The following is a 23,400-nucleotide window of genomic DNA, read 5'->3' as shown; positions in this document are numbered from 1 at the left end:
CCGATGAATCCCGGCCCCACCGTCGCGGACACGATCTCGCGGTATCTCGACCATCTCGTGGTGGAGCGGGGGTCGGCGGTCAACACGGTCAGTTCGTACCGCCGCGACCTCGAGCGCTACCGGATGTTCCTGGATCATCGGGGTGTCGGCGGCATCGCGGCCGTCGCCGAGAGCGATGTGCGCGACTTCCTGGTCCACCTGCGTCGGGGCGTCCCCGAGGACGCCGTCCCCCCGCTCGCGGACTCGTCGGTCGCCCGAACCCTCGTCGCGGTGCGCGGCCTGCACCGTTTCGCCGCAGCGGAGGGACTCGTCGACCTCGACGTCGCGCACACGGTGCGCCCGCCCACGCCGCCGCGACGCCTGCCCAAAGCCCTGCCCGTGAGTGACGTGCTCGCCATCCTCGATGCGGCGGCGGCCGGCGACGATCCGCGGAGTCTGCGGAATCGGGCACTCGTGGAACTGCTCTACAGCTGCGGTGCGCGGATCTCGGAGATCACTTCGCTGGACATCGACGATCTGGACCTGGAACATGCGTCCGTCGTGCTTCGCGGCAAGGGGGGAAAGGAACGTCTGGTTCCGGTGGGCGGACCGGCGGTCGACGCGGTCGACGCGTACCTGGTGCGGGGGCGGCCGGCACTGGTCAAGAAGTCGACACCCGCGGTGTTCCTCAACGTGCGCGGTGGGCGACTGTCGCGCCAGAGTGCATGGCAGGTGCTCGTCGACGCGGCGGCACGGGCCGGGATCGACAAGGAGGTCTCCCCGCACACGCTCCGGCACAGCTTCGCGACCCACCTGCTCGACGGGGGTGCAGACGTGCGAGTGGTCCAGGAACTGCTCGGACACTCGTCGGTGACCACCACGCAGGTGTACACGCTGGTCACGGTCACCACGATGCGGGAGGTCTACGCGACGGCGCATCCGCGGGCGACGTGACGTCCGGTTCGGCGCCCGGAGGTCAGGACGCGCGCCGGGCGGCGACGAGTTCGCGTGCCGCCGGCGCCACGCGCGTGCCGATCGTCTCGACCTCGGCGGGATCGTCGGTGGCGAAGATGAATCCGGTGATCCCGTAATCCCGGGTCAGTCCGGCCAGGTCCTCCGCCCACGACTCGGGCGGACCCGACAGCAGTCCGCCGGGTTCGTCGGAGAACGTACCGCCGACGTTGAGGTAGCGCCGGATCGCCGCGGGCTCGCGTCCGACGGATGTCGCGGCCTCGTCGATCGCGGCGTTCATCGCGGTCAGGTCGGGTGTGCCGCCCGGCAGATAGCTCAACGACGGCAGCCACCCGTCACAGAGTCGCCCCACCAGGTCGAGCATCCGCGGCTTGTAGGCGCCGACGGAGATGCCGATCGGATGCGCGGGCGTCGGTCCGCGCTTGGCGCCGTCGACGGTGTAGAAGTCGCCCCGCACGTGAACTCCTCCGCGCGAGGAGGTGTCCCACATCTCCCGCATGATCTCGATGGCCTCCTCCAGGGCGCGGCGCCCCTCGCCGGGCGTCCGTTTGGGGCCACCCATCGCCGCGATGACGTCCGGTGCGGCACCGGTCCCCAGGGCCATCTCGAACCGGCCGTCGGAGAGCAGATCGAGGCTTGCGGCGGCCCGCGCGAGCACGGCGGGCGGACGCAGCGGCAGGTTGAGGACGTTGCCGGACACCCGGATCCGCGATGTGCGGGCCGCGATGAAGCTCAGGTGGGTCCAGGTGTCGAGGAACGCGGGCACGTACGGGTGATCCTGAATCGAGATGAGGTCGAGACCGGCGTCCTCGGCGGTCACGGCCAGGTCGACCGTCTGCTGGGGGGATGCGGCGAGGGGGGTCGGAAAGACTCCGAACTCCAGGTCGTTTCCGTAGTCCGTCATCGCGTCTCCTTCGGTGCGTCCGTCACTCGACGGGGGTCCGCAAGAGCCCCCTCGGGCCGAGTGTACGTGCCGCCGAACGACACCGGCGGTCGTGCGGAGATCTCTGCGGTGCCCACGCGCCGGCTCGCACGCATTAGGATCTAGGGTGATCATGACACCGCGATAGCCCATCGCGATCGTCGACGGCCATCCATCGCCACCGGTCGTCACCGCCCACCACAGGCGCGACCGGGGAGGAGCATTGAACACGTGAGCGAGTCCACACCCCGCGGTGACGCGGAGCCGGGAATGCTCGACATCTCCGCAGGCGAGGAGCTCGGTCCGACGGGCCGACCGTACCGTCGGATCCCCGACCCCGCGCCGAAGGACCGTCACGGGCCGGCGAGCATCGTGGCCGTCTGCAATCAGAAGGGCGGCGTCGGGAAGACGACCTCCACGATCAACCTGGGCGCCGCGCTGGCCGACAACGGTCGGCGCGTGCTCCTGGTGGATCTCGATCCGCAGGGCGCGTTGTCCGCGGGCCTCGGCGTTCCACACCATGAGCTCGACGAGACGGTCCACAACCTGCTGGTTCCGCCGTATGCCGCGACCGATGACGTCCTCATGCGGACCCGGGTCGACGGCCTGGATCTCCTGCCGTCCAATATCGATCTGTCGGCGGCGGAGATCCAACTGGTCAGTGAGGTCGGTCGCGAACAGGCCCTCGGTCGCGCGCTGCATCCGGTCGCCGACCGCTACGACTACATCCTGGTCGACTGTCAGCCGTCACTGGGACTGCTCACCGTGAACGCCCTGGCGTGCGCCGACAACGTTCTCATCCCGATGGAGTGCGAGTACTTCAGTCTGCGCGGCCTGGCCCTGCTCACCGACACCGTCGAGAAGGTTCGCGACCGTCTCAACCCGCGGCTCGAACTCGGCGGGATCCTGGTGACGATGTTCGACCAGCGGACCCTGCATTCGCGGGATGTCATGGCCCGCGTCGTCGAGGTGTTCGGCGACGCGGTGTTCGACACGGTGATCAACCGGACCGTCCGATTCCCGGAGACCTCGGTCGCCGGGGAGCCGATCACGTCGTGGGCGCCGAAATCGTCGGGCGCCCAGGCGTATCGCGATCTGGCGCGCGAGGTGATCGCGCGCACCGAGTCGCGCGGCTGACGGCGACGATGACGGTCGACGGGGGAGCCGACGCTCCTGGTGTTGCCGAAGCCGGTACGACCAGTGGCTTCCAGGTCACGCTGACGAACTTCACCGGACCGTTCGATCTGCTCCTGACGCTGATCAGCCAGCACCGCCTCGATGTCACCGAGGTGGCGTTGCACGAGGTGACCGACGAGTTCATCGCCTACGCGAAGGCGCTCGGACCCGACGGCGACCTGGAGCAGACCACCGAATTCCTCGTCGTCGCCGCGACGCTGCTCGACTTGAAGGCGGCCCGACTGCTGCCGTCCGGCGAAGTGGAGGACCCCGAGGATCTCGCGTTGCTCGAGGCCCGCGACCTCCTGTTCGCCCGGCTCCTCCAATATCGCGCCTACAAGCAGGTCGCCGTGCTGTTCGGCGAGCTCGAAGCCGCAGCGCTGCAACGTTATCCGCGCGCGGTGTCGCTGGAGGACAGGTTCGCCGAACTGCTGCCCGAGGTCGACCTCGGTGTGGATCCCCCGGGTTTCGCGGCCGTAGCGGCAGCCGCATTCGTCCCCAAACCGATCCCGACGGTCGGGCTCGATCACCTGCACGGGTCGTCGGTCTCCGTGCCCGAGCAGGCCCGGCGGCTGACCGAACTGCTCACCGCGGTCCGCGGCGAGTGGCTGTCGTTCGGGGCCCTCGTATCCGAGTGCGGCAGCCCGCTGGAGGTGGTCGCGCGGTTCCTGGGTCTGCTCGAGCTGTATCGGGAACGTGCGGTCGCGTTCGACCAGCCCGAGGCGCTCGGTGAGCTGAGGGTCTGCTGGACGGGCGACCGGGACGTGGACGAGATCGACATCGAGAAGTCGGAGGACTACGGATGAGCCAGCCGAATGCGGACGAGCCCGAGGCGCTCGATCGCCTCGACGACGCCGAACTGCGCGCGGCGCTCGAAGCCGTCCTGCTCGTCGTCGACACCCCCGCGAGCGACGAGGAGTTGGCCGGTGCCGTCGGCGACGAACGGACGAGGGTCCGCAGCACGCTTCGCCAGATGAGCGCAGACCTCACCGAGGCGGGCAGCGGGATCGACCTGCGGTTCGCGGGCGACGGCTGGCGGTTCTACACGCGGTCGGAGTACGCGCCGTACGTGGAGCGTCTGCTGCTCGACGGGTCGCGGAGCAAGCTCACCCGCGCGGCGCTCGAGACCCTCGCGGTCATCGCCTACCGGCAGCCGGTGACGCGGGCGCGGGTGGGCGCGATCCGCGGCGTCAACGTCGACGGCGTCATCCGGACGCTCGTGGGACGCGGACTGATCAGCGAGGTCGGCGCCGACGAACAGACCAACGGAACCCTGTACGCGACCACCGAGCTGTTCCTGGAACGACTCGGTCTGGCCTCGCTCGCCGATCTTCCCGACATCGCCCCGCTGCTGCCGGAGGTCGACGTGATCGAGGACCTCGGGGACGAGATCCTCGACGATCCGCGATTCGCCAAACTCGGCGCCGACCCGGCACAATCGACGATCGACGCCTCCGCAGAGGCGATCGCCGACGCCGACGAGGAGTAGGACACTTCATGGCATCCGCTAGCCGAGACGGCAGACCGGGACGAGGACGCAAGACCGCGGGGTCGGGCGGCCGAGGAACATCGGGGGCGCCCCGCGGCTCCCAACAGGGAAGCGGCGCCCAGCAGGGGCGGTCACGGAAACCCCACCGCAAGGGATCGAGCCCCGACGTCGAGTCCGGGCGCGTCCGTCTCAACAACGCCAAACCGGCCCGACACCAGACGGTGAACGTCGACGGCGACGGCGCCACCTACGTCTCCGACGGAGTGCGGCTCCAGAAGGTCCTCGCCGCGGCCGGTGTCGCCTCGCGGCGCGGCGCCGAGGAGCTCATCGCCGCCGGCCGCGTTCAGGTCGACGGTGAGGTCATCCGTTCGCAGGGGCTGCGCGTGGACCCGAACACCGCGATCATCAAAGTCGACGGTGCGCGGGTGATCGTCGACGAGACCAAGCAGTACCTGGCCCTGAACAAACCCCGCGGCTGGCACTCCACCATGAGCGACGACCAGGGCAGACCGTGCATCGGCGACCTCGTCGCCGAGCGGGTGATGGCCGGTCAGCGCCTGTTCCACGTCGGTCGTCTCGACGCGGAGACCGAGGGGCTGATCCTGCTCACCAACGACGGCGAGCTCGCTCACCGGTTGATGCACCCGTCGTTCGAGGTGCCGAAAACCTATCTGGCGACCGTCCGCGGCGAAGCGGCGCGGGGACTCGGACGCACCTTGCGCGGCGGGATCGAGCTCGACGACGGACCGGCCCGGGTCGACCATCTCGCGATGCTCGACGTGCACCAGGGGGAGTCGCTGCTGCGGCTGACCCTGCACGAGGGGCGCAAGCGGATCGTGCGACGCATGCTCGCCGAGGTCGGGCACCCGGTGATTCGCCTCGTGCGCACCGACATCGGCGCGGTCACGCTCGGAAAACAGCGGCCCGGAAGCCTCCGAGTCCTGGACAACCGCGAGATCGGCGCCCTCTACAAGGCGGTGGACCTGTGACCGCGGTGACCGCTCCCGCACTGGTCGTCGCGATCGACGGTCCGGCTGGAACCGGGAAGTCGACGGTGGCGGGCCGGCTCGCCGAGCGGATCGGCGGGCGGACCCTCGACACGGGCGCGATGTATCGGGCGGCGACGCTCGCGGTGTTGGAGGCCGACGTCGACCCGGCCGGCCCGCGGGCCGCCGACGTCGTCGAGGCCGCCGACATCCGTGTGACCGCCGACGACACCGGCCACTCGGTCGTGCTCCTCGACGGCCGTGACGTCTCCGTGGAGATCCGCGGCGACGGCGTCACCGCCGCGGTGTCCGCCGTGTCCGCCGACCCCGCCGTTCGCGAGAAGCTCGTCGACCTGCAGCGGACTCATGCGGGATCCGAGCTGCTCGTCGTCGAGGGACGCGACATCGGAACCGTCGTCTTCCCCGACGCGGTGCTCAAGGTGTTCCTCACGGCGTCGCCGGAGGCCCGCGCGGAGAGGCGGCATCGGCAGAATCTCGCAAGTGGTCGCGAGAGCGTTCTCGCCGAGGTGCTCGACAGCGTGACCCGCCGCGACCACCTGGACTCCACGCGCGCCGTGTCGCCGCTGCGCGCCGCCGACGACGCCGTGGTCGTCGACACCAGCGACCTGTCCCTCGACCAAGTGCTCGATCGGCTCACCGAGCTGGTCACCGAACGCATCGGAGCGATCCAGTGACAGCCGACGATCCAGTGACAGACGACTCGACCTTCGATCCGAACCTCGCCGGCGACGGCTTCTGGAGTGACGAATCCGACTGGGAAGTCGACGATATGCTCGGCGACGACCTCGACGGCGGCGCGGCGGGACTCCCGGTCCTGGCCGTGGTCGGTCGGCCGAACGTGGGGAAGTCGACCCTGGTCAACCGGATCATCGGTCGGCGCGAGGCGGTCGTCGAGGACGTGCCCGGAGTCACCCGCGACCGCGTCTCGTATCGCGCCGAGTGGACCGGCCGCCCGTTCATGGTCACCGACACCGGCGGCTGGGAGCCCGACGCCAAGGGAATGGCGCAGTCGATCGCCGCGCAGGCCGAGTACGCGATGCGGACCGCCGACGCCATCGCCGTCGTCGTCGACGCCACCGTGGGGGCCACAGCGACCGATGAGGCGGTGGCCCGCGTGCTGCGCCGGTCGTCGACCCCGGTGATCCTGGTCGCCAACAAGGTCGACTCGGCTCGCATGGAGGCCGATGCGGCGTCCCTCTGGTCACTCGGACTGGGGGAACCCCACGCGATCTCGGCTGCGCACGGCCGCGGGACGGGCGATCTGCTCGACTCCGTCCTCGACGCGCTCCCCGAAACCACCCGACAGCGGTTCACCGCCGACGGCCCCCGACGCGTCGCACTGGTCGGCAAGCCCAACGTGGGGAAGAGCTCACTGCTGAACAAGCTCGCCGGCGAGGATCGGGCCGTGGTCGACAACGTCGCGGGAACCACCGTCGACCCCGTCGACGAGGTGATCGAACTCGACGGACGTCCGTGGCAGTTCGTCGACACCGCCGGACTGCGGCGCAAGGTGCGCACGGCGTCCGGCCACGAGTACTACGCCTCGTTGCGGACCCGGGCGGCCGTGGAGTCCGCCGAGGTGGCGCTGCTGCTCATCGACGCGGGAACACCGATCACCGAACAGGACCTGCGGGTGCTGTCGCTGGTGGTCGAGACGGGCCGGGCGTTGGTGGTCGTGTTCAACAAATGGGATCTGGTCGACGAGGACCGTCGTCACGATCTCGACAACGAGATCGACCGTGAGCTGGCTCGGGTGCCCTGGGCGCGGCGCGTCAACATCTCCGCGCTCACCGGCCGCAGCGTGCAGAAGCTGGTCCCCGCCCTCGAGGGGGCCCTGGAGTCCTGGGACAAGCGCATTCCGACGGGTCGACTGAACACGTGGCTCACCGAGATCCTCGCGGCCACACCGCCGCCGGTGCGCGGTGGACGTCAGCCGAAGGTCATGTTCGCCACCCAGGCGGCCACGCGTCCCCCCACCTTCGTCCTGTTCACGACCGGCTTCCTGGAGGCCGGCTATCGGCGGTTCCTGGAGCGCAGACTGCGCGAGGAGTTCGGTTTCGACGGATCGCCGGTGCGGATCAACGTCCGCGTCCGCGATAAGCGCGACCGTCGCAAATAGTGCCCGTTTCGCCATGAAATCGCTGGTACGCGCGGTTTTTCCGAAGTAACGGATGGCGGTGCCGGCCCCGACAGACCCGATGGGCGGGGCCGACAACCGAAGTCCGAGGAGGACATCATGCGACGTGCAGCATCGGCAGGAATCATCGGGGCGGCGGTGGCGGCGGGCCTCGCCGCGAGCGTCGTCGGCGCGGGCGCGGTCAACGCCGAGACACGGTCGGAGTACGTGGGGATGAACTGCTACGGATTGAACCCGAACATCGTGGACATCCCGTACTACGGCGGCGTCACCGTGTGGACGGACTCGCCGTGGCCCGGACAGTTCACGATCATCGGTGACAGCAAGAGCCTGTTCCCGTACACCACCGACACCACGGTGACCGTCAAGGAGCTGGCCACCGGCAAGACGACGACGGCGCACAGGAGATGGGGTCACGGCCTCGGCGACGCGTCGGGCTACTCGATCTCGGGACTTCGGGGACACGGCCGGGTTCGCATCACCGTCCGAGCCGTCAACCACGGGTTGATTCCGAACCTGCCCGCCCCGGTCTGTCGAGGGGTCGCGACCGTGTGACGGAGGTCTGCCGCGCCGCCCGGTGCATCGTGACGATTCCCGAGGCACTACCGTTGCCACGAGGTCTACAGGTGGAGATGGAATGACGACGACGCCGGACGACCCCGCGATTCTCGAGCGGGTCGGACACTACTACGAAGCAGCGACCCCCTACGAGGTCGGGCGCGAGAAGGTGCGCGAATACGCCCGCGCCGTGCAGGACTATCATCCCGCACACTGGGAGGAGTCGACGGCGCTGCGCCTGGGTTACTCGGGTCTGGTCGCGCCGCTGACGTTCACGTCCATCCCGGCGATGGCCGCGAACCGGGCGCTGCTGGAGACCGTCGTCGTCGGATACGACACGTATGTCCAGACCGAGCAGGTCTTCGAGCAGCACCGTCCGATCGTGGAGGGCGACGTGCTCCGCACCGACGTCGAGCTGTCTGCGGTCCGCCGCGTCGCGGGCAAGGACATGATCACGATCACCAACACCTTCGTCGACCAGGCGGGGGAGACGGTGCACACCATGCATACGACGGTCGTCGGTGTGACCGGGGACGAGGTGGATCCGGCGATCACCGAGGCCGTCGACAAGGTGATGATGCACGACGTCGCGATGCTGGCGCTCGACGATCCGTCGTCGAGCTACACCAAGACGGTGCGCGAAGCGCAGGCGCCGCCGCGCAGCGCGACGGGCGAGACTCGTCGCGTCGACTCGCTGAACTTCGACGATCTGTCGGTCGGCGATCAGCTGCCGGTCGTGACACGGAAGCTCACCCGCGGCGACCTGGTCAACTACGCGGGCGTCTCCGGTGACGCGAACCCCATTCACTGGGATGAGGGCATCGCACAGCTGGCGGGACTTCCCGACGTGATCGCCCACGGCATGCTCACGATGGGATTGGGCGTCGGTACCGTCTCCGACTGGTCCGGGGACCCGGGCGCCGTCTTGAAGTACTCGGTCCGCCTGTCGTCGCCCGCCGTCGTGTCGGCGGCCGGCGGCGGCGAGATCGAGTACAGCGGACGCATCAAATCGCTCGATCCCGACACTCGGAGCGGTGTGGTGATCCTCGTCGCGAAGTCGGAGGGCAAGAAGATCTTCGGCATGGCGACGTTGCACGTTCGATTCTCCTGATCGTCGATAACCCCTCGTGTGCAGGCGATTAGTGCGAGCGGATGCGCTTGGGATACAGTGAGTTCGCTTCGCGCGGCGGGAGATCCGTTCCGTCCGGCGGGGCAACGGGCTGTGGCGCAGTTTGGTAGCGCACATCACTGGGGGTGATGGGGTCGCAGGTTCAAATCCTGTCAGCCCGACACAGAAGCGATTACCTGGGACGATCACCCGAGAAGGCCACCTGGTTCACCAGGTGGCCTTCTCGTCTCCGAGTCGCGGCGGTCACCGCTCGGGCGCGAGGTCCTTGCTGTAGAGCGTGGCACCGGTCGCATCGCACAGGTTGACCGTCAGGACCCCGGTGTCGCGCGCGATCGTGACCTCCCCGAAATGCTGGAAGCCTTCCGCCGGTGAGACATTGGCCTCCTGCGGTGCGTGCACGAACTCGTACTCCGCGCCGAACGTCCGGTCGAGCGGCGACTGCGGGAAGGCGCCGGCGTGCAGGGGCCCGGTGACGAACTCCCAGAACGGCCGGAAGCGTGTGAACGATGCCCGGTCGGGCTCGTACGAGATGGCGGCCGTGTAGTGGACGTCGGCGGTGAGGAACACCTTGTTCGGGACGTCCCGACTCTCCGCGAGAATCTGCGAGAGCGCGATCTCGCGACCGAGCGGATCGCCGTGGTCGCCCTGGCCGAGGGCCTCCATCGACTCCGGACCGGTCGCCGTGTCCGGAACGACGATGCTCAACGGCAGGTCGTTCGCGATGACCTTCCACGTGGCGGTCGATCTCTTCAGCGAGTCGATGAGCCACCGCGTCTGCTTCGCGCCGAGAACGCCGCCGTCGTCGGTCGTCGAGTGCGCATCCGGGTTCGGATCCTTGTAGCTGCGCATGTCGAGCACGAAGACGTCGAGCTGCGGACCGTACGGGATCTTGCGGTAGAGCCGTCCGCCGTCGCCGAGCTGAACCGGTTGCCATTCGTTCCACGCCTGCCGGGCGCGTCGCGCGAGGGTGTCGACGTCGAGCTCGGTGTAGCCGTCCCGATCCTGACCGGCGAGGTTCTCCCCGGGGAACCAGTTGTTCACGACCTCGTGATCGTCCCATTGGACGAACTGGGCGACACCCGAGGTGAAACGTCGATAGTTCTCGTCGGTGAGGTTGTAGGCGTAGTTGCCGCGGAAGTCGTCGAGCGTCTGGGCGACCGCGGCTTTCGCCGGGCTGGTCACGCTGCGATACACCCGGCCGTCGTTCTGCTTCTGTGTGGCCTCGACGGGGCCGTCGGCGTAGATCGCATCACCGGAATGGATGAAGAAGTCGGGGGTGCGATCGGCCATCACTCCGAAGATCGGCAGTCCGCCGATGTCCGGATTGATGCCCCACCCCTGGCCGACGACGTCGCCCGACCACAGGAACCCGATGTCGGTGGCCGAGGCGGGCGCGGTCGAGAAACGGCCGGTGACCGGTTCGCCGAGGGCGCCGTCCTCGCCCTCCATCGTCACTCGATAGTGCACGGTCTGTCCGGGTTCGAGGCCCGCGACGCGAACGCGGCCGGTCCCGTCGGTCTCGGGGGTCACTCGCGGTCCGCGGACCTTCCTGGTCCGGGTGAACGATTCCGTGGCGGAGGTCTCGACGATCATCGTCGCCGGGGCGTCGGAGCGGGCCCAGACCAGTCCGCTCGAGGACGTGACATCGCCGACGGCGACGCCGTGACTGATCGTCGGGCGGCGACGGGCCAGCGTGGTTCCCGTCGCATTCTGTCCGGAGTCTCCGCACGCCGCCAGCCAGCCGGCCGTGGGAACGAGAACCGCGCCGGCGGCCGCACCGTGCAGCAGCGACCGACGCGATACGGGGGATCGAGATGAGATGCGCATGCACACCACAGTGGAGTGGTCACATGGACGCGGGGCCAACGCGATGTGGTCGGGAGATGGCGAGCGCGTCACCTCCGCGCGACGCGCCGAGGGGAAAGTGTGGACTTCGTCTGTCGCCGCGGCCGAATATGTGAAAGAGTGGACGGGCGGACAGCAGATTTTGCTCCCGCTCACTGAAAGAAAGCAGTAAGACAGCATGGCACAGGGAACCGTCAAGTGGTTCAACGGCGAGAAGGGCTTCGGCTTCATCGCCCCCGACGGGGGTAGCGAGGACGTGTTCGTCCACTACTCCGCGATCTCGGGGAGCGGCTTCCGTAACCTCGAAGAGGCACAGCGAGTCGAGTTCGACGTCGAGCAGGGCGCCAAGGGCCCCCAGGCGACGAACGTGGTCTCTCTCTAACTCAGACCTCATACGAATGCCCCGGCCGAATCGGCCGGGGCATTCGTATGTTCGCACCCGGTCAGTCGTCGGAGACGGGAAGGACGGGTTCGAACGGCTTGCCGGAACGCGGACGGGCCGACCCCATCTGGCCCGAGTCGCACAGGAACGACGCCAGATCCGCCAGCGTCTCCTCGGAGGATCGCGGCGTGTAGCCGAGAACGGTGCGGGCCCGAGTGATGTCGACCGTCGGCTGGGCCACGAGCGCCGCCAACGATGCACGCGACACCAGGTCGGATCCGAAGAGAGCGCCGAGCGGTTCGGCGACGGGCATCACGAGCTTCAGCAGGCCCAGCGGAAGTGCGAAGAGCGGCCGGAAGCGGCCGCAGAGGCCGGCCATGGTGCGCATCGCGTCGAGCAGACGGACGGGCTGGCCGCCGAGGAGATAGTTGTCACCGGTGTGACCGTGTTCGGCGGCCAGGATCAGGCCGCGAGCCACATCGCGAACGTCGACGAGGTCGAAGGTGCCCTCGACGAACAGCGGCACCTTGCCTTGCGCGGCGTCGCGGAGCATCCCGTTGATGCGGGACAGGCCGTGGTCGACGGGACCGTAGACGCCCGTCGGATTGCAGATCACGGCATCGAGACCGTCGGCGATCACCGAACGCAGCTCCTGTTCGCCCGACCATTTCGAGCGGTCGTACACCGGGAGGTCGGTGGATTCCGAGCGGGGTGAGCTCTCGTCGACGGTTCCGCTGTCGGTGTACTGGTCGAACGAGTGGATCGAACTGCAGTGCACGAAGCGGCGGACGCCGGCGGCCAGGGCGGCCTGGGCGGTTGCCTTGACACCTGCGGTGTTGACGCGCCAGGCGACCTCGTCGCGCTGTTTGAGGGTGATCATCGCGACGAGGTGGTAGACGGTGTCGACCCCGGAGAACGCGGTCACCAGGGCGTCGTGATCGAAGATGTCGGCAGACGTCCAGGTCACGCGCGGATGCTCGAGTGCATGAGCGGGGGACACCCGGTCGACGGCGACCACATCGTGGCCGTCCGCGACGAGTTGATTGACCAGGTTTGTACCCACGAACCCGGCTGCTCCGGTGACCGCGACCCTCATACGCATCTCCTCTTGTCTCGGCAGGCGCCGGCGAGCACCGGCTGTTGGGGTGAAGTGAACTAGAACACGTTCTAGTTAGCAGGAGGCTAGCACACGGGCAAGCGCCGGCGGGGCGTTGTTCATCGACCGGTGCTGAGGGAATGGGGCCGGAAGTCCCTAGTCGGTGGCCGCGAAATCCTCTTATATGACTTCGGACGCATGGCTGCAGGACTGGTGGCCGCGAATGTCGGGGGCGGAGAGGCGGTGGATGCGATGAGTCTGACGCGCACCGGCGCCGCCGTATCGTCGGCAGGCGGACGGCACCTGCGCGTCGGGGTGACGACGGCGCTGGCGCTGCTCGGGGCGTCGGGCGTGCTGGTCCACTTCTATACCGGTGAGGCGGCCCCGTCGTGGCTCGATGGGATACCGCTGGTCGTGTATCCGACGCTCACCGTAGGCTTGTTCGCGACTTCGACCAGGCGTTTCGCTCAGTGGTCTCTGCTGATCTGGGCCTGGGTGATGCTTGTGACGGCGATCATCACGGTGGTGCCCGTCATGACCCTCGACGCCGTCGACGGTCAGCCGGTGGTGCACTACCTGACGCACGTGCTCTGCGTCGTGCTGCAGATTCCGCTCATCGTTCGGCTCGCGGGTCGGCTGCGTGAACCCGTCATCGACTCGTGAGGTGACGACGGGCGGTCACAGGTATCCGGCCTGCCGCAGGCGTTCGCCGAGGCCCGCGGCGAGTGACGCGCGCGCCACCTCCGCCGGAGTCATCCATCGGGCGTCGTCGGCGTCGTCACCCGCGACGAGATGCCCGCCGTCGACGTGCGCGACGAAGTCGTGGATCTCGAACGACTGACCGTCCGGATACTCGATCAGCGTCGACCACAGCTCGCGACCGACCGACACGCGCAGGCCCGTCTCCTCGAAGACCTCCCGAGCCGCGGCCTCCTTCGGCGCCTCGCCGGGCTCCACGTGCCCACCGGGAACACTCCAACATCCCCGCTCGGGGTCGTGGCCGCGTTTCACCAAGAGGAGGCGGCCGGACGCGTCGCTGATGACCGCGCCGGCGGCCAGAACTGGTTTCACCGTGCTCACGGTAGTCTGCCGACCGGGACTCTGGGGACCGAGACTGTGGGGACCGAGGCTCTGGGGTCGTCCGACGCGACGCCTCGGTGAACGGGAACTGCGATGAAGGAGAAGCGGGTGGAGAAGGCGGACGCGCGCACCGCGCGACGGTGGTCACTGCTGATCGGTGCCATCGTGGCGGAGGTGGCGGGCACCATGATGCTGCGGGCGACCGTCGACGTTCCGGCGGCGGCCGTCGGCGTCGTCGTGGCGTACATGCTGGCCTTCGCGGGGCTGGGGCTGGCCCTCCGCGAAGGGATGTCGGTCGGGGTCGCCTACGGTGTGTGGGGCGCCACCGGGGTGGCCCTCACCGCGCTGCTCGGCGCACTGATCTTCGACGAGATCCTGTCCCCGGTCGCGATCGTCGGCATCGCGGTCATCGCCGTCGGAGTGATCGTCGTCAACTCGGGCGGCGCCGGCGTCCACGACGAGCGTCCCGCGGAGCCGCGACCATGACCTATGTGTGGTTGATCGCCGCGATCGCGGCAGAACTCATGGCGACCCTGAGCCTGCGGGCGAGCGACGGATTCCGACGCCGCATCTGGCTGCCACCGATGATCGTCGGATACACGGCGGCGTTCGCATTCCTCGCGTTGGCGCTCGCGGCCGGGATGCCGGTCGGCGTGGCGTACGCGGTGTGGTCGGCCGTCGGGATCGTCCTCGTCGCCGTCCTGGCACGAATCATCTGGAGAGATCCCCTCACCGCCCGGATGTCGCTGGGCTTCGCGATCATCACCCTCGGCGTGGCGCTCGTCGAACTGGGGTGACGGACCGCTGGGCTCACAGGTCGGCGATCGTGATCGCGTCGCGCATGACGCCGCGCAGCATGTCCTGCGTGAGCCGACCGGTGAAGGTGTTCTGCTGGCTCACGTGAAAACAGCCCAGGACGCTCAGCGTCCGACCGTCGGGGTGCGTCAGATCGACACGGACCCCGTGCCCGAAGCGCGGCCGCGGCCGCGGCACCTCCCAACCGGTGTCGTGCAGCGACGCCATGAGCGCCTGCCATCCGAAGCCGCCCAGCACCACGGCGACGCGCAGGGTCGGAGCCAACAACTCCATCTCGCGGGAGAGGAACGGTGCGCACGTGCGGCGTTCGACGGGTGTCGGCTTGTTGGCGGGCGGTGCGCAGTGCACCGGTGATGTGATCCGCACTCCCGTCAGCGCGAGTCCGTCGTCGACGGCGACCGCGTGCGGTTGGGAGGCCAGTCCCACGGCGTGCAGCGCCTCGAACAGAAAATCGCCGCTGCGGTCACCGGTGAACATCCGACCCGTGCGATTGGCGCCGTGCGCGGCCGGAGCCAGACCCACCACGAGGATGCGGGCGTCGGCGGGGCCGAACCCGGGAACGGCGCGACCCCAATACACGTCGCGGCGAAACGATGCGCGTTTGGTCCGCGCGACCTCCTCCCGCCACGCCACCAGTCGCGGACACGCCCGGCACCCGGCGATCAGGGTGTCGAGGTCGGCGATGCTCGGCGCGGCGTCGGCGCGGAGTGGGGCGTCGTCTCCCGAGGTGGCGTCTCCCGAGGTGGCGTCTCCGGGGGTGTCGGCGAAGGTGGGCATGCGTCCATGATCCTCCACCGCCGAAACCGCCACCGTCGGGATTCCCCTTCCCGGTCCGCCTGTCCGCCGTGTGGTGTTCGGGAAGAATGGACGCATGCCCCCCACGCTCGCAGATGTCCTACCCTCGGTGGCCGCGGCCGTCGGAGTCGGCGAGGCCAATCCGCTGGGCATCGAGCCCGCCCGCGACGTCGTCGTCCTGCTCGTCGACGGGCTCGGCGCCGAACTGGTCGACCGCCATGCCACACTGGCGCCGACACTCGCGCAGCATCGCCGACGCACGCTGCATGCGGGCTTTCCGGCGACGACAGCGGTGAGCATCACGAGTCTGGCCGTCGGGGCGCCGTGCGCGGTGCACGGCATCGTCGGGTACAGTTTCGCGACCCCGACCGCAGCAGGTCCCCTCGAGACGTTCAACTCACTGCGGTGGCGGACCGGGTCGGCACAGGGGCCCGACGCACGGGAGTCGCATCGACCCGAGGACCTGCAGCCGGTCGAGAGCACGGTCGCCCGCATGGCCCGGCGCGGAGTCTGCATCCAGTACGTGGTGCCCGACTATCAGGTCCGGTCGGGGCTGACCCGCGCCGCTTTTCGGGTCGACGGCACGCTGCACGCCGCGGACGCGCTCGCGGATGTCCGCGACGGTGTGTCGGCCGCCGTGCGCCACTCCGACGGTGGACCGAGGTTCGTCTACGCCTACACTCCCGACCTCGATGCGGCCGGACATCTGCACGGCGCCGGAAGCGACGAGTGGTGCGATGTGCTGGTCGCGATCGACACGATGGTGGCCGACCTCATGACGGCGTTGCCGACGACGGCCAGACTGATCGTCACGGGCGACCACGGCATGGTCAACGCCGCCGAGACGATCGATCTGGACGCCGAGCCGGACTTCCGTCGCGACGTGGCCCTCATCGCGGGTGAGGCCCGCGTGCGACACGTCTACGCCGAGAGACCGGAGGCGGCCGCCGAGGTCGTGGCGCGGTGGGCGGACCTCCTCGGGCCCGCCGCCCTCGTCGTGTCCCGCGAGCAGGCGATCGACGAGCGCTGGTTCGGTCCGGATGCGCCGACGGATCTGGTCAGCGCGAGGATCGGCGACGCGGTCGCGGCGGCCCGCGGGAACGCGGTGCTGGTGTGTCCGGGCACCGAGCCGCTCGAATCGACCATGATCGGTCACCATGGGGCCTGGACCGACGCCGAGCAGTTGGTGCCGCTGATCACCGACCGCTGATCACCGCACCCGTCGAGCCGGATCGCGACCGGACACCGTGTAGTACGTTGCAGGAGGCGAGCCACGGGGGATGGAGCGAACCGCGGACCGATAGGTAAGGATGGACGCGTGGCCGAGAACGAGAATCCCGAACCCGGCGTCCCCGAGAGCGTCGTCCCCGAGAGCGTTGATCCCGACGGGGGCGATCCCGACAGCGGTCAGCCCGAAGTCGTTGGCCCCGAAAGCATTGGTACAGCAGGCGATTCGACGGTAGCCGACTCGGATGTGGCGGAGTTCACCGAAGCTCTGGAGACCGTGGAGGTCGCGATGGGGGAGGTCCTCGAGTCGCCCCCGCCTCCGCACGGCGAGTCCGGCGGCGCGGCGCCGCCCGACGCGACCGGTGCCGCGGACGACCCGGAGTCGGCAGGCGAATCGTCGCCGGCCTATCTCTCGTACGAGGAGTTCGGGCGGCGATTCTTCGAGATCGCCGTCACCGAGGAGCGCATCGGCGCCGCATTCACCGCCATCGCCGGGGAGGAGTTCGAGGTCGGTCCGATCCCGTCGGGGCCGGGCGGAATGGTGAAGGTACAGGCGCAGGTGCGGATCGCCGAACCCCAGATCACCCGCGACGTGGGGCAACTCATCACCTTCGTGGTGAAGCTTCCGCTCTACATCGGGTTGACCGTCGATCTGAAAGTCGACCGGATCCGCTACGACGTCGACGGCCTGGTGACCCTGCCCATGACGGTCCGCTGCGCGGAGCCGTTGCAATTGCGCATCGAGGTGGATCCGCCGCGGCCGCGCGACGTCTTCGTCGACGTCGCGTCGCGGAACGTCCGTGGTGAGATCATCCGGAACCTCGCGCAGGTCGACGCCGAGATCCGCCGGGTGATCGCGAAGTTCGTCGAAGCCGAGATCGACAAGCCGGAAGTCCGCACGGCGCGGTTCATCGACGTCGACGTGGAGCTGGCGCGCGCGTTCGAGGGGATGTAGGCACCGCCGCGGTCGGTGCGGGAGTCGACGGGAAGTGCCATCCTGGAGGCATGAGCGAGGCAGCCGACTCCGAACCGCAGGGCAGCTATGTGACGGCGAACCAGCCGTACGAGCGCGACACCCGATACATCGAGACCCGCATCACCCGTGACGGGGCCGACGGATACCCGGTCGAACCCGGGAGATATCGGCTCGTCGTGTCGTACGCGTGTCCGTGGGCGAACCGCGCGATCATCGTCCGTCGGCTCCTCGGGCTGGAGGACGTGTTGTCGATGGGGGTGTGCGGACCCACGCACGACCAGCGGTCGTGGACTTTCGACCTGGATCCGGGCGGCGTCGACCCGGTCCTGGGAATCCCCCGGCTTCAGGACGCCTACTTCGCCCGAATCCCCGGATACGAGAAGGGGATCACCGTGCCGGCCGTGGTCGACGTGCCCACCGGGGCGGTGGTGACCAACGACTTCCCACAGATCACCCTCGACCTGGAGTCGGAGTGGACCGAGTATCACCGCGACGGCGCGCCGGACCTGTATCCGGCGGGCGTGCGCGATGAGATCGACGAGGTCAACGCGCTGGTTTATCGGGACGTCAACAACGGCGTGTACCGCTGCGGGTTCGCCGGCTCGCAGGAGGCCTACGACTCGGCCTACGATCAACTCTTCTCGCGTCTCGACTGGCTCAGCGACCGGCTCAGCGGGCAGCGGTACCTGGTCGGGGACACGATCACCGAGGCGGACATCCGGCTGTTCACCACGCTCGCGCGGTTCGACGCGGTCTATCACGGGCACTTCAAGTGCAACCGGGAGAAGCTCTCGGAGATGCCCGTGCTGTGGGCGTACGCGCGCGATCTGTTCCAGACCCCCGGTTTCGGGGACAGTACGCGCTTCGACCACATCAAGAGCCACTATTACGAGGTGCACCGCGACATCAATCCGTCCGGCATCGTGCCGAAGGGGCCGGATCTGTCGAACTGGCACTCCGCGCACGGCCGCGAGGCGCTCGGCGGTGCCCCGTTCGGGGCCGGTACGGCGCCGACGAGACCGGTGGACTGACCGTCGGTCAGGAGACGGGCTGTTCGGCGACCGATCGTCGGCGAGGGATGGCGAGGGTGATCGCGACGCCGACGAAGGCCGCCACCGATCCCACGAGGAAGCACCATCCGAACGCCGAATGCGTCGGCAGGTCGTCGGTACCGACACGTTGTGTGGAGACGGTGAGAAGGACCGCCATGATGGCGGACGAGAGCGTCGTGCCGACGGCGCGCATGAGTCCGTTGAGTCCGACCGCGGCACCGGCCTCGTTCATGGGGACGGCGCCCATGATGAGCGTCGGCATCGCGGCGTAGCCGATGCCCACGCCGGCCGAACCGATCACGGATGCCAGTGCCAGCTGCCACGGCGAGTTCATGAAGAGGTACGCGAACAGGTAACCGAGGCCGAGAACCGTGGCCCCGATCGCCAGTGTGATGCGGGGTCCGAGCGCGTTGATCATCATTCCGGAGATGGGAGCGAACAGCATCATCATGATGCCGCCGGGGGCCATCCAGAGGCCGGCCTGAAGGATCGACTGACCGAAGCCGCCGGCGAATTCGGGGAGTTCGAGGAGCATCGGGACCACGATGGCCTGCGCCATCATGCCGAAGCCGATCGCGATGGCGGCGAGGTTGGTCAGCAGGACGGCGGGTTTGGCGCTGCTGCGCAGGTCCACCAGGGGGTCATCGGTGCGCAGTTCGAAGAGTCCCCACACGGCCAGGACGACGAGGCCGCCGCCGAGGAAGCCGATGGTGGTGGCCGAGGTCCAGCCCCAGTCGCCGCCCTTCGAGATGGCGATCAGCGCACCGCACAAGCCGATCGTGAGACCGATGGCGCCGATGACGTCGAGGCGACCGCCGGATTTGTCGGCGATGTTGGGAACGAAGGCGACGACCAGGGCGGTGACGAGCAGGCCCAGTCCGGCGGAGGCCCAGAACAGGGCGTGCCAGTCGAAGGTCTGGGCGATCCAGGCCGACAGCGGCAGCCCGATCGCGCCGCCGACGCCGAGCGTCGCGCTCATCGCGGAGATCGCCATCGAGGTGAGCCGAGGGGGTGTGACCTCCCGCATCAGGCTGATGCCGACCGGGATGAAGCCCATGGCGAGTCCCTGGACCGCGCGGCCGATGATCATCGGGATCAGGGTGGAGCCGAGCGCGCAGATGAGGGAGCCGAGCACGAGGAGAAGCGAGCTGGCGAGGATGACCCGCTGCTTGCCGTACATGTCGCCGAGTCGCCCGGCGATCGGCATCGCGACGGCACCGCCGAGCAGGGTCGCGGTGATGATCCAGGACGCGTTCGGGATCGTGGTCCCGAGCAGCCGGGGGAGTTCGGGCTGCACGGGGATGATCAGCGTCTGCATGAGGGACGCGACGAGTCCGCCGAAGCACAGGACGGAGACGATGATCAGAGCGCGAGCGTGACCGTCCTCGGGGGCGGCGGAGGCGGCGGTCTCCTCGGTGGAGACCGCGGTGGGATCGGGTGACCGGGTCATCGGTGCCTTTCGAGTCGGTGATGTGGGCGGGGCGGGCCCGATGTCAGGGTATGTAACCTACATATGTATCGTGCATATTCAAAATCGTCGCTAACGTGTGCGTCCGAACGGACGGAAGGGGTGAGTGCTGTCGACGGTCACGAGGCAGTGGAGTCGATGACGGTGTGGTCCAGCACCGTGCATCGCGACGTCGTCGAGGAGTTGCTGCGTCTGCGACGGCGACGCAACGACCTGCACCCGGGGGCGATCCTGGACGTCTCCGCCTTCCACATCCTCTGGGTGCTGTGCGAGGGGGGTCCGCGGACGCTGCGTCAACTCAGCGAGGAGTTGGAACTCGAACAGTCCACGGTGAACCGTCAGGTCAACGCGGCGTTGAAGCACGGGTACGTCGAACGTTACGACGTCGCGGGCCAGGCGAGTCGCATGCACCGGGCCACCGCGAGCGGCCGCGAGGCGTTCGCGCACGACGGCATGGCGCGCGTGGAGCGACTGCAGGGGGTCTTCGACGATCTGGCTCCCGGTGAGCCAGAGGAGTTGCTGGCGCAGCTGCGGGCGTTCAACGACGCCTATGAGCGGCAGGTGGGCCGCGAGGGCTGACGGCACGACCGGAATCCGAGCGCGGTACCATCACTCATCGACTACTCAGACAAGTAGAGGAGTGCTGCCCGGATGATCACCCAGGTGAAGCGGGAGTCACTGGCCGAACAGGCCGCCGAACTGCTGCTCGCGCGTGTACGGGCCGGAGAGTGGCGGGTCGGGGACCGACTGCCCGGCGAGACGACGCTCGCCGGGCAACTCGGGGTGGGACGGTCCACGCTCCGCGAGGCGATCCGTGACCTCGCCGGTCGCGGGGTACTCGTCTCGCGGCAGGGCGCGGGCGTCTTCGTGGCCGCCGCCGACGTCCCCGACGCGTGGGACGACGTCCTCCGTCGCGCCGACATCAGCGCAGTCCTCGAAGCACGCGCGGCCATCGAGTCCGAGGCCGCCGCGCTGGCCGCCGCGCGCCGGTCGGCGGCGGATCTCGGCGCGATGCATTCGACACTCGATCACCGCCGCACCGTTTCGGGCAGCGGCGACATCGAGGCGTACGTCGCCGCCGACGTCGGGTTCCACCGCACAGTGGTCGTCGCGGCACGCAATCCGGTCCTCCTGGAACTGTTCGACGCTCTGACCCCGCGGATCCAGGCCGCGATGGTCGACATGCTCCGGCTGCGCGGAGGCATCTCGGGCCGCGGTGCGGGAGTGCCGTCCGGGGACGGGACCGCCGAGCCGACACACGACGACGATCACCGAGCGCATCTCGCGATCATCGACGCCGTGGCCGACCGCGACGCGGCCGCGGCCGCCCACGCGAGCCGCATCCACCTCGACGGCCTCGCCGGGGCGCTGTCATGAGCGCACGCGAGGTGCTCCGCCTGGACTCCGTGACGTTTCGGCGCAACGGGCGCGAAATCCTGCACGGTGTCGATCTCACCGTCCGAGCCGGGGAGCACTGGGCCCTCCTCGGCCCCAACGGGGCGGGGAAGACGACGATCCTCGGGTTCTGCGCCGCGCAGACCCACCCGACGACGGGCACCGTCGACGTCCTCGGTCGACGACTCGGCCGCGTCGACACCGCCGAACTCCGCAAGCACATCGGGCACGTCAATCCGCGCCACCGGCTGCAGTCGGATCTCACCGTCACCGAGGTGGTGCTGACCGGGATCACCGGCACCATCGACCTGCCGATGCGATGGACGCCGACCGACGAGGACGTCGCTCGAGCCCGCCGTCTGATCGCGGACAGCGGAATGTCCTCCCGCGCCGACTCGTCGTGGCACACGCTGTCGCAGGGCGAACGCGGCCGCGCCCTCATCGCCCGGGCGCTGATCGGGGACGCGGATCTCCTGCTGCTCGACGAGCCGACGACCGGACTGGACGTCGCGGCCCGCGAGCAGCTGCTCGAGACCGTCGACGCATTGGCGGTGACCGAGCCGCAGGTCGCATCGGTCCTGGTGACCCACCACCTCGAGGAACTGCCCGAGAGCACGACCCACGCCGTCGTCGTGGCCGAGGGCGCGATCGTGGCGCGCGGTACCGCGCGGACGACCGTGACCTCGGCGGTGATCAGCCGTGCATTCGATCATCCGATCGACGTCGAGTACAGCGGAGGCCGCTGGGGAGCTCGAGCCGTACGGGGTGGGCGAACACGGCAGGACCCTCGAACAGGGCCGGAAGGATCCATCGACCAGGTCAGACGGTGAGCAGCACCTTGACGGCCTCTCGGGCGTCCATCGCCCGATAGGCCTCCGCTGCCTCCTCGAGGGGGAGTGTCCGATCGAACACACGACCCGGATCGATCTCCCGGGCGGCGATCCTGCGCAGCAGATCGGGCAGATACCGCCGCACCGGAGCCGGGCCGCCGTGGAGATGAACCAGCGAATAGAACAGTCGATCGCCGGGCAACGCCACGTCATGGGAGACGCCGACGAAACCGATGTGACCGCCGGGACGCGTGGCGCGTACGGCCTGCATCATCGACTCCTGGGTGCCGACCGCCTCGATCACCGAGTGGGCGCCCATCCCGTCGGTGAGATCCCGGATGGCCGCGGCGCCGTCGGATCCGCGTTCGGTGACGATGTCGGTGGCGCCGAACGAGCGGGCCAGACTCTGCCTGTCGGCGTGTCGGCTCATCGCGATGATGCGGTCGGCGCCCATCTCGCGGGCCGCGAGGACACCGAGCAGACCCACCGCGCCGTCCCCGACGACCGCCACGGTCGAGCCCGGCTGGACCCGGGCCGCATCGGCGGCGAACCAGCCGGTGCCCAGGACGTCCGAAGCGGCCAGATACGACGGCAGCAGATCGGACTCCGGCGGCGCCGGTGTGGCGACGAGGGTGCCGTCCGCCCACGGGATGCGGGCGTATTGAGCCTGGGTGCCGACTCCGCCCATCCCGACGACGTTCACACACCGCGACTGATAGCCGGCCGCGCAGATCTCGCACGTGTTGTCGGAGGCCATGAACGAGCCGACGACGAAGTCGCCGACCCGGAGCGTGCGGACCTCGGGTCCGACCTCCTCGACGTAGCCGACGTACTCGTGACCCATGAAGGCGTCCTCGACGTCGTTGGCTCCGCGGTAGGGCCACAGATCCGAACCGCAGACGCAGGTGGCGGCGATGCGGATGATCGCATCGGTCGGCTCCTCGATCACCGGGTCGGGACGATCGACGACACTGACGTTTCCGGGCGAATGCATGATGACTGCGCGCATGCCTCCAGCCTAGGGCGAGTCCCGGGTCACCGTCTCGTTCGCGGGCCGGAGTGCTTCGGT

The 23,400-nt window shown here is 69.0% G+C and carries 26 protein-coding genes and 1 tRNA gene; 20 read left to right on the top strand and 7 right to left on the bottom strand.

Annotated elements, in window-relative coordinates; translation table 11 throughout:
• The first annotated feature begins 3 nt into the window (after positions 1-3).
• Entirely contained in the window at positions 4-933 is a 930-nt protein-coding gene (locus tag G528_RS0105140) for a site-specific tyrosine recombinase XerD (RefSeq protein WP_026918046.1), read from the top strand.
• 22 nt (positions 934-955) lie between these two features.
• Here G528_RS0105140 and G528_RS0105135 read toward each other — a convergent pair whose 3' ends face one another.
• Positions 956-1,855, bottom strand: coding sequence for an LLM class flavin-dependent oxidoreductase (locus tag G528_RS0105135; RefSeq protein WP_026918045.1), 900 nt, complete (start codon positions 1,853-1,855; stop codon positions 956-958).
• A 288-nt stretch (positions 1,856-2,143) separates the two neighbouring features.
• Between G528_RS0105135 and G528_RS0105130 the strand changes: the two genes are divergently transcribed.
• From G528_RS0105130 to G528_RS0105090, 9 genes are all read left to right on the top strand, one after another.
• Positions 2,144-3,010 carry a ParA family protein gene (locus G528_RS0105130; protein WP_245569676.1) on the top strand — a complete coding sequence of 289 codons (867 nt, stop codon included), beginning with the start codon at positions 2,144-2,146 and terminating at the stop codon, positions 3,008-3,010.
• 8 nt (positions 3,011-3,018) lie between these two features.
• Positions 3,019-3,855, top strand: coding sequence for a segregation and condensation protein A (locus G528_RS0105125; RefSeq protein ID WP_026918043.1), 837 nt, complete (start codon positions 3,019-3,021; stop codon positions 3,853-3,855).
• The gene (scpB, locus tag G528_RS0105120) at positions 3,852-4,538 is read left to right on the top strand and encodes an SMC-Scp complex subunit ScpB (RefSeq protein ID WP_026918042.1); all 687 of its coding nucleotides are present in this window, start codon (positions 3,852-3,854) and stop codon (positions 4,536-4,538) included. Before G528_RS0105125 ends, scpB begins: the two co-directional genes overlap by 4 nt.
• 8 nt (positions 4,539-4,546) lie before the next feature.
• Entirely contained in the window at positions 4,547-5,527 is a 981-nt protein-coding gene (locus G528_RS0105115; RefSeq protein WP_026918041.1) for a pseudouridine synthase, read from the top strand.
• Positions 5,524-6,219, top strand: coding sequence for a (d)CMP kinase (gene cmk, locus G528_RS0105110; protein WP_026918040.1), 696 nt, complete (start codon positions 5,524-5,526; stop codon positions 6,217-6,219). Before G528_RS0105115 ends, cmk begins: the two co-directional genes overlap by 4 nt.
• Positions 6,220-6,233: 14 nt before the next feature.
• The gene (gene der / locus G528_RS0105105) at positions 6,234-7,664 is read left to right on the top strand and encodes a ribosome biogenesis GTPase Der (RefSeq protein ID WP_026918039.1); all 1,431 of its coding nucleotides are present in this window, start codon (positions 6,234-6,236) and stop codon (positions 7,662-7,664) included.
• Between the two features lie 117 nt (positions 7,665-7,781).
• On the top strand, positions 7,782-8,237 hold the full coding sequence (locus G528_RS0105100; RefSeq protein WP_026918038.1) for a hypothetical protein: 456 nt from the start codon (positions 7,782-7,784) through the stop codon (positions 8,235-8,237).
• 82 nt (positions 8,238-8,319) lie between these two features.
• Positions 8,320-9,351, top strand: a complete 1,032-nt coding sequence (locus tag G528_RS0105095; protein WP_026918037.1) for a fused (3R)-hydroxyacyl-ACP dehydratase subunits HadA/HadB — start codon at positions 8,320-8,322, stop codon at positions 9,349-9,351.
• A gap of 105 nt (positions 9,352-9,456) precedes the next feature.
• Positions 9,457-9,530 (top strand) — tRNA-Pro (locus G528_RS0105090).
• Between the two features lie 82 nt (positions 9,531-9,612).
• Here G528_RS0105090 and G528_RS0105085 read toward each other — a convergent pair.
• The gene (locus G528_RS0105085; RefSeq protein WP_026918036.1) at positions 9,613-11,196 is read right to left on the bottom strand and encodes an alkaline phosphatase D family protein; all 1,584 of its coding nucleotides are present in this window, start codon (positions 11,194-11,196) and stop codon (positions 9,613-9,615) included.
• A gap of 196 nt (positions 11,197-11,392) precedes the next feature.
• Between G528_RS0105085 and G528_RS0105080 the strand changes: the two genes are divergently transcribed.
• On the top strand, positions 11,393-11,596 hold the full coding sequence (locus G528_RS0105080; RefSeq protein WP_026918035.1) for a cold-shock protein: 204 nt from the start codon (positions 11,393-11,395) through the stop codon (positions 11,594-11,596).
• A gap of 61 nt (positions 11,597-11,657) precedes the next feature.
• On the opposite strand, the gene G528_RS16430 is transcribed toward G528_RS0105080, so the two are convergent.
• The gene (locus tag G528_RS16430) at positions 11,658-12,692 is read right to left on the bottom strand and encodes an NAD-dependent epimerase/dehydratase family protein (RefSeq protein ID WP_035718889.1); all 1,035 of its coding nucleotides are present in this window, start codon (positions 12,690-12,692) and stop codon (positions 11,658-11,660) included.
• 198 nt (positions 12,693-12,890) lie between these two features.
• On the opposite strand from G528_RS16430, the gene G528_RS0105070 reads away from it, so the two are divergent.
• Positions 12,891-13,355, top strand: coding sequence for a hypothetical protein (locus tag G528_RS0105070; RefSeq protein WP_035718887.1), 465 nt, complete (start codon positions 12,891-12,893; stop codon positions 13,353-13,355).
• A 15-nt stretch (positions 13,356-13,370) separates the two neighbouring features.
• On the opposite strand, the gene G528_RS0105065 is transcribed toward G528_RS0105070, so the two are convergent.
• Positions 13,371-13,763: an NUDIX hydrolase gene (locus G528_RS0105065; protein ID WP_026918033.1), complete on the bottom strand. Its 393-nt coding sequence runs from the start codon at positions 13,761-13,763 to the stop codon at positions 13,371-13,373.
• 102 nt (positions 13,764-13,865) lie between these two features.
• On the opposite strand from G528_RS0105065, the gene G528_RS0105060 reads away from it, so the two are divergent.
• A complete protein-coding gene (locus G528_RS0105060; RefSeq protein WP_051198294.1) occupies positions 13,866-14,258 on the top strand; it encodes a DMT family transporter in 393 nt (130 codons plus the stop codon).
• Complete coding sequence (locus G528_RS0105055; RefSeq protein WP_026918031.1) at positions 14,255-14,569, top strand: DMT family transporter; 315 nt, start codon at positions 14,255-14,257, stop codon at positions 14,567-14,569. The genes G528_RS0105060 and G528_RS0105055 overlap by 4 nt, the downstream gene beginning before the upstream one ends.
• A 13-nt stretch (positions 14,570-14,582) precedes the next feature.
• On the opposite strand, the gene G528_RS0105050 is transcribed toward G528_RS0105055, so the two are convergent.
• Entirely contained in the window at positions 14,583-15,365 is a 783-nt protein-coding gene (locus G528_RS0105050) for a uracil-DNA glycosylase (protein ID WP_051198292.1), read from the bottom strand.
• A 94-nt stretch (positions 15,366-15,459) separates the two neighbouring features.
• Between G528_RS0105050 and G528_RS0105045 the strand changes: the two genes are divergently transcribed.
• The 3 genes from G528_RS0105045 (at position 15,460) to G528_RS0105035 (ending at position 18,617) form a co-directional block, all read left to right on the top strand.
• The gene (locus G528_RS0105045) at positions 15,460-16,593 is read left to right on the top strand and encodes an alkaline phosphatase family protein (protein ID WP_026918029.1); all 1,134 of its coding nucleotides are present in this window, start codon (positions 15,460-15,462) and stop codon (positions 16,591-16,593) included.
• A 462-nt stretch (positions 16,594-17,055) separates the two neighbouring features.
• Entirely contained in the window at positions 17,056-17,565 is a 510-nt protein-coding gene (locus tag G528_RS16425; RefSeq protein WP_051198329.1) for a hypothetical protein, read from the top strand.
• A gap of 50 nt (positions 17,566-17,615) precedes the next feature.
• Positions 17,616-18,617: a glutathione S-transferase family protein gene (locus tag G528_RS0105035; RefSeq protein WP_026918028.1), complete on the top strand. Its 1,002-nt coding sequence runs from the start codon at positions 17,616-17,618 to the stop codon at positions 18,615-18,617.
• A 7-nt stretch (positions 18,618-18,624) separates the two neighbouring features.
• On the opposite strand, the gene G528_RS0105030 is transcribed toward G528_RS0105035, so the two are convergent.
• On the bottom strand, positions 18,625-20,088 hold the full coding sequence (locus G528_RS0105030) for an MFS transporter (protein ID WP_026918027.1): 1,464 nt from the start codon (positions 20,086-20,088) through the stop codon (positions 18,625-18,627).
• 156 nt (positions 20,089-20,244) lie between these two features.
• On the opposite strand from G528_RS0105030, the gene G528_RS0105025 reads away from it, so the two are divergent.
• The 3 genes from G528_RS0105025 to G528_RS16420 all read left to right on the top strand — a co-directional run bounded on the left by G528_RS0105025 (position 20,245) and on the right by G528_RS16420 (position 22,331).
• Positions 20,245-20,685, top strand: coding sequence for a MarR family winged helix-turn-helix transcriptional regulator (locus G528_RS0105025; RefSeq protein WP_035719035.1), 441 nt, complete (start codon positions 20,245-20,247; stop codon positions 20,683-20,685).
• A gap of 72 nt (positions 20,686-20,757) precedes the next feature.
• Positions 20,758-21,483 (top strand): FadR/GntR family transcriptional regulator, encoded by a 726-nt coding sequence (locus tag G528_RS0105020; protein ID WP_026918025.1) that lies wholly within the window; start codon positions 20,758-20,760, stop codon positions 21,481-21,483.
• Positions 21,480-22,331, top strand: a complete 852-nt coding sequence (locus G528_RS16420) for an ABC transporter ATP-binding protein (protein ID WP_051198290.1) — start codon at positions 21,480-21,482, stop codon at positions 22,329-22,331. Before G528_RS0105020 ends, G528_RS16420 begins: the two co-directional genes overlap by 4 nt.
• On the opposite strand, the gene G528_RS0105010 is transcribed toward G528_RS16420, so the two are convergent.
• On the bottom strand, positions 22,321-23,340 hold the full coding sequence (locus G528_RS0105010; RefSeq protein ID WP_026918024.1) for a zinc-dependent alcohol dehydrogenase family protein: 1,020 nt from the start codon (positions 23,338-23,340) through the stop codon (positions 22,321-22,323). The genes G528_RS16420 and G528_RS0105010 overlap by 11 nt on opposite strands.
• Positions 23,341-23,400 lie beyond the last annotated feature (60 nt).

Origin of the sequence: Gordonia shandongensis DSM 45094 (assembly GCF_000423025.1) — a bacterium.
Lineage (GTDB): Bacteria > Actinomycetota > Actinomycetes > Mycobacteriales > Mycobacteriaceae > Gordonia > Gordonia shandongensis.
The sequence above is the reverse complement of the archived record's forward strand: the minus strand, read 5'-3'. Positions and strand labels throughout refer to the sequence as shown.